This is a genomic window from Halorubrum sp. SD626R (genome assembly GCF_001261915.1).
Classification (GTDB): domain Archaea; phylum Halobacteriota; class Halobacteria; order Halobacteriales; family Haloferacaceae; genus Halorubrum.
The window spans coordinates 20139-32122 of the sequence record NZ_CVRT01000051.1; the positions used below are offsets into that span (position 1 = coordinate 20139).

Annotated in this window: 12 protein-coding genes and 1 tRNA gene; 11 read left to right on the top strand and 2 right to left on the bottom strand. The window is 59.6% G+C overall.

The features are described 5' to 3' along the window. Nucleotides 1-44 precede the first annotated feature (44 nt). The 9 genes from SD626R_RS04430 to SD626R_RS16330 all read left to right on the top strand — a co-directional run bounded on the left by SD626R_RS04430 (nt 45) and on the right by SD626R_RS16330 (nt 8976). On the top strand, nt 45-1241 hold the full coding sequence (locus tag SD626R_RS04430; protein WP_092564045.1) for a branched-chain amino acid ABC transporter permease: 1197 nt from the start codon (nt 45-47) through the stop codon (nt 1239-1241). After that, on the top strand, nt 1241-2500 hold the full coding sequence (locus tag SD626R_RS04435; protein ID WP_092564048.1) for a branched-chain amino acid ABC transporter permease: 1260 nt from the start codon (nt 1241-1243) through the stop codon (nt 2498-2500). Before SD626R_RS04430 ends, SD626R_RS04435 begins: the two co-directional genes overlap by 1 nt. After that, nucleotides 2493-3329, top strand: coding sequence for an ABC transporter ATP-binding protein (locus SD626R_RS04440; RefSeq protein WP_092564051.1), 837 nt, complete (start codon nt 2493-2495; stop codon nt 3327-3329). The genes SD626R_RS04435 and SD626R_RS04440 overlap by 8 nt, the downstream gene beginning before the upstream one ends. After that, nucleotides 3326-4030, top strand: coding sequence for an ABC transporter ATP-binding protein (locus SD626R_RS04445; RefSeq protein WP_092564054.1), 705 nt, complete (start codon nt 3326-3328; stop codon nt 4028-4030). Before SD626R_RS04440 ends, SD626R_RS04445 begins: the two co-directional genes overlap by 4 nt. A 192-nt stretch (nt 4031-4222) precedes the next feature. Then, nucleotides 4223-5236 (top strand): tyrosine-type recombinase/integrase, encoded by a 1014-nt coding sequence (locus SD626R_RS04450; RefSeq protein WP_137782587.1) that lies wholly within the window; start codon nt 4223-4225, stop codon nt 5234-5236. A gap of 1101 nt (nt 5237-6337) precedes the next feature. Then, the gene (locus SD626R_RS16705) at nt 6338-6481 is read left to right on the top strand and encodes a hypothetical protein (protein WP_158298348.1); all 144 of its coding nucleotides are present in this window, start codon (nt 6338-6340) and stop codon (nt 6479-6481) included. A gap of 321 nt (nt 6482-6802) precedes the next feature. Further along, nucleotides 6803-7099, top strand: coding sequence for a hypothetical protein (locus SD626R_RS17025; RefSeq protein WP_218054129.1), 297 nt, complete (start codon nt 6803-6805; stop codon nt 7097-7099). A gap of 1157 nt (nt 7100-8256) precedes the next feature. Then, nucleotides 8257-8556 carry an Lrp/AsnC family transcriptional regulator gene (locus tag SD626R_RS04455; RefSeq protein ID WP_092564057.1) on the top strand — a complete coding sequence of 100 codons (300 nt, stop codon included), beginning with the start codon at nt 8257-8259 and terminating at the stop codon, nt 8554-8556. Between the two features lie 99 nt (nt 8557-8655). Then, entirely contained in the window at nt 8656-8976 is a 321-nt protein-coding gene (locus tag SD626R_RS16330) for a hypothetical protein (protein WP_137782588.1), read from the top strand. 8 nt (nt 8977-8984) lie between these two features. Here the strand turns inward: SD626R_RS16330 and SD626R_RS04460 are convergent, their stop codons facing one another. Both SD626R_RS04460 and SD626R_RS04465 read right to left on the bottom strand, forming a co-directional pair. Next, nucleotides 8985-9269, bottom strand: coding sequence for a hypothetical protein (locus SD626R_RS04460; protein ID WP_092564060.1), 285 nt, complete (start codon nt 9267-9269; stop codon nt 8985-8987). Between the two features lie 338 nt (nt 9270-9607). Beyond that, a tRNA-Val gene (locus SD626R_RS04465) sits at nt 9608-9682 on the bottom strand. 199 nt (nt 9683-9881) lie between these two features. On the opposite strand from SD626R_RS04465, the gene sucC reads away from it, so the two are divergent. Further along, nucleotides 9882-11027 carry an ADP-forming succinate--CoA ligase subunit beta gene (gene sucC / locus SD626R_RS04470; RefSeq protein WP_092564063.1) on the top strand — a complete coding sequence of 382 codons (1146 nt, stop codon included), beginning with the start codon at nt 9882-9884 and terminating at the stop codon, nt 11025-11027. Further along, entirely contained in the window at nt 11024-11893 is an 870-nt protein-coding gene (sucD, locus tag SD626R_RS04475; protein WP_092564066.1) for a succinate--CoA ligase subunit alpha, read from the top strand. The genes sucC and sucD overlap by 4 nt, the downstream gene beginning before the upstream one ends. The last annotated feature ends 91 nt before the right edge of the window (nt 11894-11984 follow it).

Below are 11984 nucleotides of genomic sequence, written 5' to 3' on the forward strand. Positions count from 1 at the left end.
CTCACCGCCGCGTCGGACTCGTCTCCCCCGCGGAGGTGCGCGCCATGGTTAGCGCGGGCCTGCTGGACGCGACGGTCCAGGGACTGATCACCGGCGCCGTGATCGCCGGCGGGGCGCTGGGGCTCTCGCTGATCTACGACATCGCGGAGGTCCCGAACTTCGCCCACGGCGACATGATCACCGTCGGCGCGTACCTCGCGCTCGTCTTCAACAACCCCGCGGCGATCCCGTTCCTCCCGGCGTTCGGCTCCGTGCCGTTCGCGCTCGCCGCGGTCCTCGGAGTCGCGCTGGCCGGGGGACTCGGCGCCGCGTACGAGCTGGCGATCTTCCGGAAGTTCCGACACAGGGACGCGGACCTGATCACGATGGTGATCGTCTCGCTCGGACTCGCGCTGGTGTTGCGGAACGCCGTGCTGTTCCTCGTCGGGTCGAAGAACATCCAGTACCGGACGCAGAGCGTCGTCACGACCGACTTCGACTTCCTGCTCACGCGGGGCGGCGTCACCGTCGTCACGACCCAACGGCGGGCCGGCGAACTCGTCACGACCGGCGAGTGGGGGTACCCGTGGTGGCTCGTCGTCGCCGGGCTGCTCGCCGCCGTCGGGGTCGGCTACGCGATATTCGCGCTCTACCGCGAAGAGGAGGATTTCACCACGGTCTACCTGGTTCCGCCGAGAATTCTCGGTGCCGCCGGGAGCGTCGCCACCGTCCTCCTCGTCGGCGCCTTCGTCCGACTCGGCCCGCAGGGGACCGACTACGTCCTCGGCACGCGAATCGGCCTGAACGTCAAGCACATCACGATACTCGCGGTGGTCGTCGCGGCGATGTTCGTCCTGAACGTGCTCCTGAAGACGACCGACCTCGGGCGCGCGATGCGGGCAACCGCGGACAACACGGACCTCGCGGAGGTCCGCGGCGTCGACGCCGACAGGGTCCAGCTCGTCGTCTGGGTCGTCGCCGCGATGCTCGCCGCGCTCGCCGGGATCCTCACCGGCTGGTTCGCGACGAACCTCACGCCGAACATGGGGTTCGCGCTGTTGCTGCCGATCTTCGCGGCCGTGATCCTCGGCGGGATCTCCTCCCCCTACGGGGCCGTCGCCGGCGCGATGATCATCGGACTGAGCATGGACGTCGGCGTCTACCTGATACCCGGCTCGTCGACGTACCGGGTGGCGATCGCGTTCGTCATCCTGATCGGCGTCCTGCTCGTCAGACCCGACGGCATCTGGGGTGACGTCTGATGGCGGTCGCCGACTTCGTCATCACGCTCCTGACGTTCGTCGCGATCTACAGCCTGTTCGGCCTCGGGCTGAACCTCAAGTTCGGGTTCACCGGCCTCATCGACTTCGGCCACGTCGCCTACTTCATGATCGGCGCGTACGTGACCGTGGTCCTGACGATGCCCGCCGGCCCCGCCGGGTACGGGGGGATCGGCGGGTTCGCGCTCCCGGCGCTGTTCGGCGCGCTCGGTCCGCTCGGCAGCTTCCTCGGCTGGGTGCTCGGCGTCGCCGGCGGCATGGCTGCCGCGGCGCTCGTCTCGCTCGCGGTCGGGATCCCTACGCTGCGGCTCCGCGAGGACTACCTCGCGATCACCGCGCTCGGGATCGCCACGATCCTCACGACCGTCGTGAACGACGAGGAGTGGCTGTTCAACGGGCCGTTCGGCATCAACACCGTCCACGCGCCGCTCCGCGACGTCTTCCCGGTCGGCCTGGGCGACTTCACGCTGAACATGGCCGTCTTCGGCGTCCTCTCGCTCGCCGCCTTCGGACTCCTCGGGTACTGGATCGCGAGGGTGTTCCGACGCCGAGGTCGCCGCGGGAGAGCGGTCCTCGGCGTCCTCGTCCCGCTCGTCGCCGTCTGGTACTTCGTCCTCCCGACGCTGAGCGGCGGCACGGTCGAACTCACCCGGAACGCGCTCTGGCTGTTCGACCCCACGGCCGGTCCGGAGGGCGGGATGGACTACGACCGGTTCGTCCTCCTGCTGTCGCTCGCGGCGCTCGCCGGCGGGTACTGGCTCGTGGAACGGACGATCAACAGCCCGTACGGCAGAGTCCTGCGAGCGATCCGCGAGGACGAGGACGTCCCCCGAGCGCTCGGTAAAGAGACGTTCCGGTACAAGATCCAGGCGCTGATGCTCGGATCGGCGCTCGCGGGGGCCGCCGGGGCGCTGTGGGCGATCAACATCGGGTTCATCGCCCCGGACCAGTTCGCCGCGACGATCACGTTCTACGCCTTCACCGCCGTCATCGTCGGCGGCACCGCAAACAACAGAGGCGTCATCCTCGGGACCGCGTTCTTCTGGGGCGTCCGCAACGGGACGCGGTTCATCGACGTCCCGTCGCAGTACTCCATCCAGCTCGCGGCGGCCCGACTCATGCTGATCGGCGTCGTGCTGATGCTCGTCCTGTACTACCGACCCGAGGGACTCCTCGGCGAACAGGAGTACGAGATCCCGCTCCCGTCGCGGGACGGCTCCGGAGGGACCGACGATGTCTGAACGAGACACACCGACCTCGACGACCGACGCAACGCCCACAGACAGCCCGGAAATCGGAGACGACCGCGACCCGATCCTCCGGGTCGAGGGGCTCGCCAAGCGGTTCGGCGGGATCACCGCGCTCGACGGCGTCGACCTCGCCGTCGACCCCGGACTCACCGGACTCATCGGTCCGAACGGCGCCGGGAAAACGACCCTCTTCAACTGCCTCACCGGCTTCCACGAGCCGGACGCGGGACGGGTCAGGCTTTACGACGCGGACGTCACCGGCGACGAGCCGCCGGCCGTCGCGCAGCAGGGCATGGTTCGGACCTTCCAGATCCCCCGCGAACTTGCGGAGATGACCGTGTTCGAGAACCTGCTGCTGGCCCCGATGCACCAGCACGCCGAGCGGCTCCGCGGCGCGTGGACCCGTGGCGACCGGTTCGTCGAGGCGGAGCTGGCGATCCGAGACCGCGCCCGCGAGATCGCCGCGTTCTTCGAGATCGACCACCTGCTCGACGAGCCCGCCGGCAGCCTCTCGGGCGGCCAGCGGAAGCTCCTCGAAATCGCCCGCGTACTGCTGACCGATCCGGACATCGTGCTCCTCGACGAGCCGCTGGCCGGCGTGAATCCGACCCTCGAACGGAAGATCCTCGGTCGGATCGAAGAGCTCGTCAGAGACGGCTACTCGTTTCTCCTCATCGAACACGACATCGACCTCATCATGGACAACTGCGAGCGCGTGATCGTCATGCACCGGGGCGAGGTCCTGACGACGGGGTCCCCGGCGGACGTACAGTCGGACCAGCGCGTGATCGAGGCGTACCTCGGAGGTGACGACGTGTGACGGTGTTGGAACTCGACGGGCTGGACGCGGGCTACGGCGACCTGCAGATCCTCTCGGACGTCGACCTGACCGTCGACGACGGCGAGTACGTGACGATCGTCGGACCGAACGGCGCGGGGAAGTCCACGGCGATGAAAGCCGTCCTCGGGCTGGTGACCCACATAGGCGGATCGATCGCGCTCAACGGGGAGTCCATCGAGGGGATGGACACGAACGCCATCATCGACCGCGGCGTGAGCTACGTGCCGCAGAGCGACAACCTGTTCTCGTCGATGACGGTCAGGGAGAACCTCATTATGGGCGCGTTCAGCCTGCCCGAGGTCCCCGAAGACCGACTGGAGGACGTGCTCGACCGCTTCCCGATTCTGCGGGAGCGGCAGCGGCAGCGCGCCGGGACCATGAGCGGCGGCCAACAGCAGATGCTCGCGATGGGGTCGGCGCTGATGGTCGACCCGGACGTCCTGCTGCTGGACGAGCCGTCCGCGGGCCTGGCTCCCGAGCTCGTCGAGGAGACGTTCGACCGGATCGACGAGATCAACGACGCCGGCACGGCCGTCCTGATGGTCGAGCAGAACGCGAAGCGAGCGCTGCGGCGCTGCGACCGCGGGTACGTCCTCGTCAACGGCGAGAACGCGTACGAGGGGCCGGGCACGGAGTTGCTGCACGACCCCGAGGTCCGCGAGCGGTTCCTGGGCGGATAATCGGTCACGTCGAATCTCGGTCGGATCGGACTCCTCGTTCCCACCGAGGAGAGCGAGACGGAACCCCCGGTCTGTTTGGGGTCTCCTTCAGAAGCGTCAGGAAAGCGGATGGGTTGGGGCGGATTCGGAACGCGCCGACTGGCCGACGATTCTCCGAGCGTCTCCACACGCATAAGCTGTGAGGCACCACCAATGACGCTCGAACCACTCGCACCGGATACGGCAGTCGAACAGTACCTCAAATCAAGAGAACAGGATGCTTCCGCAAGCACCGTTCGGAATCACCGCTACCGCTTGCGTCAGTTCCTCGAATGGGCCGACGAAACCGGGTTGGACAATATGAATGAGCTTACCGGACGGCTCGCAGAACGCTTCAAGAATTGGCGAATCTCTGAATGCGATATTAATAGCGTTACCCTCGAACAGCACCTTCGCACCTTCCGCGTGTTTGTGCGTTGGTGCGAGAGTGTTGATGCTGTCGAACAGGGTACGGCAGAGAAGATTATTGTCCCCCGCGTCTCGAAGGGTGAGAAAGTCCGTGAGGAACACGTCGATAACGAACAGGCAGACGCGATAATCGACTATCTACACCGATTCGAGTATGCGTCTCTCTCGCAAGTTATCTTCCACACTCTCTGGCATACTGGTTGTCGGCGCGGGGCACTACACGCGCTTGACTTGGACGACTGGCACCCACAGGACAGGTATCTTGCCTTTCGTCACCGCCCCGAGACGGATACGCCCCTCAAGCTACAGGACGACGGTGAGCGGCACGTCACAGTCTCTAATGACAGGCTCGCACAGTCGCTTGACGATTACATAGCAGAGAACAGGCACGACGTGACGGACGAACACGGACGGAAACCACTGTTCACTACTCGGAACGGACGTATCTCGGGGAACAGCATTCAACAACACGTCTACAAGGTTACTCGGCCCTGTTTCTACGCAGGGAAGTGTCCACACAATCGGGAGATTGACCACTGCGAGGGAACGCAGGCAAGCGGATACTCAAGCTGTCCGTCAAGCCTTTCTCCCCACCCTGTGCGACGGGGAGCTATCACCGCACATCTGAACAAAGATATTCCGAAGGAAATCGCTTCCGAGCGAATGAGCGTTAGTGTGGATACGCTGGAAGAGCATTATGACGCTCGCACAGCCGAAGAGAAACGTCAGAACAGGGCACAGTATCTTGACAATCTGTAGCTAAACCCTTCTTGGGGCGAACACACGCGCCCCCTGTCTGCTTATCTATTCGCTCTCAGGCTGTAGCATTCGACACACTCGTCTGGCTCTGTTGAAATCCTATTCTTCAGACATATTATCGCCTGAAACGTCTGGTCGCTGAAAAGTGCTTACTCAGCGGTCAGTTGGTCTCGTTTTGTGTAGAGAATGAGAGCGATATAACTGCCAAATACTGCGTGCGCGGTTCGCAGTGTATCTGTCACAATCATCTCAGAATACCATGTGAGGGCTAAGACAAAGAACACACCGTATAGGAGGCAAGGAAGGGCAATATATACTGTAAGAATCTTCTGTGGAGTCACGTTAGTTCATTTCCTGACAACAATATTAAAACCACCAGACGCGGTTGAGGTCTTCTTCGTCTATATTGACCACACCCGGGGCAGAATGTGTCACTTCCTAAGGATTTCAACAGAGCCACTCGTCTGATTCTCCTACGCGCTTCGACTCGTCCCGTTGCTCACCACAGAACCAGCAAACGAATGTGTTGCTCATTATCCGACAGTCATACCCCACTCCCCAAAGACGTGTCGGGGCTTTGTCCTTACGCCGTATTGCGGTATTACTTGGCTTCATAGAATAGTTCCAGAGTATTAAGTTGTGTCATATATTTTCCCCGAATTGCCGGGGTATTGCCGATTCTTGAGCCAGCTATCGGCTCTACTGCCGCTTTTCTATATTTCAAAATTCTTACTACTCCTTTAAACCGTCTTTCTGATTACAGGCACTATGAGACGAAACGGCTCTGCCGGAGTAGTCTCACAGAGTCAGTCTACTATCGTCCGACACGACTCTATCAGACGCCTGCTGTGGGCGTCAATCAACCACAGCATTGGACTCGCACGACTCTAAGACGTGTCCCTCAAGCTCTGCCGTAGCTCACTCAGGCTCGGTAATCTCTCGACATAGTGTTTGGCCCTGCCGGTGGCTTTGTAACCGGCTCCGACACTATCGGGATTCGAGCGGTTCATCGCTCGTATACCTCATACCGTATTCCCCGAATTTGGGCAGTAGCGTGTTTGCTGCTGTCCAAATCGGTTAGGGATAACGGAGGTATCCCAAATGGCTGAATACAAGCATATTGCCCTAAAGCCTGAGACATATCAGGCTCTCGAATACTTCCAAGAAGAGTATTTCGGCTCTACCTCAATCCCGAACGGAGAGAGCGTAGAAGCACTACTTAGCGAATATCAGGAGGATTCATAACTATGACAAGAAAAGTAAAAGTTGACAACCCGGAGCAGTTAGCGGAATTGGTAGAATTGGCACGTAAAGCGTCTGACAACGATAATCCCGTCTCACTACTATTCGAGGCTCTTGAGGCTCATATTGACGACGTAAGCGAACATAACAGCCGTGTCTCAGAGGCTCAAGAGCGTACCCTGAGCCGCTTGGGACTTGACGACGGGGATACGTCGGTGGCAGAGACGAGTGAACACAGACGCCGCTCTGATAGTGTGTGTGACGACGTACAGGCAAAGCAGGAAGAGCTACGCGACAAACACTTTAATTAATTGAGGTATCACAATGGCACGTCGAGAGTCTATACAAGTTGACATTCCCCGTGAAACGTTCGAGAAGCTACGCGACGAAATTCTTTCAGATATTGGAAAGCTCGAATTTACGCGACAGCGTAGCAGTGACGGCACGTTTGCTCAAAATGGCCCCGTAGGTGAGCATATCCTACAGGTACTCATTGGTAACGAATCTGATTTATCGGAGCGGTGGGCAGACGGAGCCGAACTTGAGGCTTCGGAAACCGGAAGCCTCGAAATTGTACGGGACAGGGACGAAAACGGTAATTTTACTGCTAACGGAGAGTAAAAACTATGCTACCACTAAATACAGAGTTTGAGTTTAACGGCGAGATTCTTGAATATTCGAGTGAATATTTCCCGAACGGGTTGCTGAATCCAAAGGTTCAAGTGTATGAATCCGACAACTATACGGCTCACTACGATGAGCAAACGGGACAGGTGGTTGTCATTGGCCCCGACAACGACAAAACCCGTGTACGGCAGGCTGATGGGGCCACCGAACCCGGCGAGCCTGTCCCGCTTGAAGAGCGTAGGACATAATCAATCTGATTTGTTTCGCATAAGAAGCCTGATATAGACTGTAATCTACAGTCTCAGGGTATTCAGCCGTCACTTTTTTCATTTCCTTTTTCAAGCCTCAGATTAGCGTCAGAGCGATTTCTGCGCTAAGATGATGTTTCTCCCTCGGAAGAAAATCAAATAGATTGTGGTCCCACTCACAGAGCTTAGAGAGCAAACTGTAGGCCACCATTCCCCACATATCACTGCCAAAGCCGCATATGCTCTATCCTGAGCCGACATAATCGCAGGGATAAACCACCAGACGGCAGGGGAACCCGCTCTGCGAAGCGTCAGGGGGCCTGTGAGCCGTCACAGTCAGGAAAGGACTTCCCCTTCCCTCTACCCTCGAAGCCACTCACAAGCGACAGCAGACGGCTCATTGTGGAAGCGTGTAGCTTGAGAGAGTAGAGGTTACTGTCGGCAGTGGGTATTAGCGGCACTTGTGGTAGCTCTGATAGCTATATCGACAGTATACACTCCGTGCCGGTGAACACAGCGACTCCTAACAGCATCACAGCCAGCGAACGTATTAAGAGTGATATGCTCTGTGAGCTTAAGTATAGACAGCTATGTAGGGGATAACAGTAGGCTGTAGTCTACACAATACTTCTTGTAGGTAACTACAGAGAATACACTATTCTACAAACAGTCTTTTTGAAAGTGTGAAAACTTTTTGCGCCTATCGTAAGCACCACAGAAGCACGTCGAAACATAAGAAATAATATACTTTGGGTATAGATCATCTGATAATAACTGGCGGCGGCTGTGTTCACTTCCCTTACCTCAGGTAAAAGCTCGACTTACTACTATAATAACTTTGGGTTAGACTTATAAGTAATTGCAAAACATTTATGTATTAGAAGGCACTACTTATACGTAACTATGAGTAGCAAAGCCCCATCGGTTTACCGGCGCATCGAACAGGCAGACAACCCCCACCGGGATAAAGAGATTCTGCGAACCCTCTACTACGAAGCCGCACTATCGCTTCGGGAAATGGCAGAGCGGCTTGGCGTAAGTGCCCCGACAGTGAAAGAGTGGATGGATAAGCACGACATTGAACGACGGAGCCGGTGGGAAGGTGCTATGCTGAAACAGCTTCAAGAAGGGAAGGGAGTAGATGTTACTCTCTCTGGTGACAGTGGTAGCTCCGACACGTCGAAGTGGAGCTTTCAGGATTGACGCCGTCTCTGAGCAAGGAGCGAGTGTGTTCATTCGTTTGGGCCGCAGGCCCAAGCAAAGGACGGAAACTGATTAGTCGGAAGGTAGTAATCTCCCGATATGGGATATTTTGACAACCTTCAGCTTGATACGTGGTTTAAGGCGGTGACATATCTTGGTGGAATTGTTCTGATTCTGTCTCTAACTGTGGAATTGCAAAGCGTATCCAATGAAGTAATGACTACTATTGGGTTTGGGATGTTTCTCTATGGTATTGGACGCTGGAAGAATCAGAAGACACATACTCAGTTTGTTCCGGGAGGAAAGCTTAGCTGGAAAGCACGAGATACAGATATAATCGGTATTCTATTGGAAATAATTGGAATATTTGCGATAGTAAGCGCAATTGGATATATTATTTACCAAGCAATTGGGATTTGAACCCAGCGTTAGAAATCAGAAGAGAGTGATTGTACAGCCGCATAGATGGCAAGCAGAAATGCACCGAAGAGAATCCACGTTTCTATCGAGGAAGCCAACTCAAGCAAGTCAAGCGCCAGCATCCCATTGTGGAATACAGAGTCTTGAGTTTGTGCAAGCTCTCCGTTCCCCTCTATTTGCGTTGCTTGGTAGACTGTAATCATCACCTTCCCTACTGCCCCAAATAGAATAGCTACGAACGGGGCCATTAGCACCGCTTTGAGCCAAGCCGTGCCTGAATCAGCAACGCTCATATAAATGCTTGTGGATGCGGAAAAATAAATGTTCTGTCGCCAGACATTATATGTTTGTTAACAATTTACAAACCCGGAACCGCTACCGTATAACTGAGATATTTTCTCTCAGCCCCCGGTCCTGATTACCTCCAAAACGGATTCTTGGACTATAAAAAAGCCTCTAAGGTTTTCTAATGGCGTTTCTCCCAAACTTTTTTGCCCCTGCCTGAGTATTGTCCAAGCGGAGCGCTCGCGTGAGTCGAATCGGAGACTTGGCCGAATGAGGGGGCGCTTGGACAGGTGGCTTAAAAGCGTACCACTGCCGTCCTGTCCTTTCGCTCCGTCAAGAAGGCAAGTGGGTTGGGGCGGATTCGAACCGCCGACCTGCTCCGTGTGAAGGAGCCGTCATAACCTGGCTAGACCACCAACCCGCTCGTGTCTAGGTACCCGACCTCCGGACTTAAGAGTTATCTTACGGCGTTGCAGTCGGAGGGCCACGGCGTCGGGTCATTACCGGTCCGAGAGCGCGTGTCCGCGATCGCACACCCGGTCCGTCCGCTCGGGTGCCGTGCCTCCCGCTCGCGCCGAATCGACACCATTTAAGCCGCTATCGGTCCCCGTTCGAGACGGATGAAACTACACGAACATCAAGCGAAGACCATCTTCGCGGACGCCGGGATCCCGGTGCCGGACTCCCGGCTCGCGACGACCGTCGAGGAGGCCCTCGACGCCGTCGACGAGATCGGCTACCCCGCGGCGATCAAAGCGCAGGTCCACGTCGGCGGCCGCGGCAAGGCCGGCGGCATCAAGATCGCGACCGACCGCGACGAGGCCGAGCAGTACGCCGAGGAGATCCTCGGGATGGACCTGAAGGGGTACACGGTCGACTCGGTGCTCGTCGAGGCCGGCGTCGACTTCGTCGACGAGCTGTACGTCGGCGTCACCATGGACCGCGGCGAGGGCGAGCCGGTCCTGATGGTGTCGACCGAGGGCGGCGTGAACATCGAGGAGGTCGCCGAGGAGAACCCCGACGCGATCGCGCGCGAGCACGTCGACCCCGCGTTCGGGCTCCACCCGTACCAGGCCCGGAAGGTCGTCTACGAGGCCGGCGTCGACGCCGACGTGGCGCTCGACGTGGCCTCGATCCTCTCGACGCTGTACGACCTCTACGAGGACAGCGACGCCTCCGAGATCGAGGTCAACCCCGTCATGATCACCGGCGACCGCGACGTGATCGCGGCCGACGCCGTGATGAACATCGACGAGGACGCGCTGTTCCGCCAGCCCGACCTCGCCGAGATGGCCGAGGCGTCCTACGAGGACGACCTCGAACGGAAGGCGGGCGAGTACGGCTTCGACTACGTCCGCCTCTCGGGTAACGTCGGCATCATCGGCAACGGCGCCGGGCTCGTGATGACGACGCTCGACCTGGTCGACTACTACGGCGGCAAGCCCGCCAACTTCCTCGACATCGGCGGCGGCGCGAAGGCCGAGCGCGTCACGCAGGCGCTCGACATGGTCTTCTCCGACCCCAACGTCGACAGCGTCGTCTTCAACATCTTCGGCGGGATTACCCGCGGCGACGAGGTCGCCAAGGGGATCAACGAGGCGCTCGCGGAGTTCGACGAGATCCCGAAGCCGGTCGTCGTCCGGCTCGCCGGGACCAACGCCGAGGAGGGGATGGAGATCCTGAACACCGACCTGATCGAGGTCGAGGAGACGCTGGAGGCGGCGGTCCAGCGCGCGGTGAAGAACGCGGAGGAGGTGACCCAATGAGCATTTTCGTCGACGACGACACCAGGGTGGTTGTGCAGGGGATCACCGGCGGGGAAGGGAAGTTCCACGCCGGCCAGATGATCGAGTACGGCACGAACGTCGTCGCGGGCGCGGTGCCGGGCAAGGGCGGCCAGGAGGTCGCCGGCGTCCCCGTCTACGACACGGTCGACGAGGCGGTCGAGGCGGAGAACGCCGACGCTTCGGTGATCTTCGTCCCGCCGGCGTTCGCGGGCGACGCGATCTTCGAGGCGCTCGACACCGACCTCGACCTGGCCGTCGCGATCACCGAGGGGATCCCGACCCAGGACATGGCGAAGGTGAACAAGCGCCTGGGCGAGACCGACACGCGCCTGCTCGGCCCGAACTGCCCGGGGATCATCACCCCCGGCGAGGCGAAGCTCGGCATCCTGCCGGGTAACATCTTCTCGGACGGGAACGTCGGGCTCGTCTCCCGCTCCGGCACGCTCACGTACCAGGTCGTCGACAACCTCACCGAGCGCGGCATCGGGCAGACGACCGCCATCGGCATCGGCGGCGATCCGATCATCGGGACCTCGTTCGTCGACGCGCTGGAGGCGTTCGAGGCCGACGACGAGACCGACGCGGTCGTGATGTGCGGCGAGATCGGCGGCGAGGACGAGGAGCAGGCCGCGAAGTTCATCGGCGAGTACATGGATACGCCGGTCACGGGCTTCATCGCCGGGCGCACGGCGCCGCCGGGCAAGCGCATGGGCCACGCGGGCGCCATCGTCTCCGGCTCCGGCACGGGCACCGCGCAGTCGAAGATCGACGCGCTCAACCACGCGGGCGTCCCCGTCGGCGACACCCCCGAGGAGGTCGCCGACCACGTCGAGGACTTCCTGTAGTCGTCGACGGGCGGGGCCACCCCGACCGCCGCCGCTCCGGTTCTCAGTCCTGGTCATCGGAGCGTAAGCTAAAATTACCGGTAGCGTGACG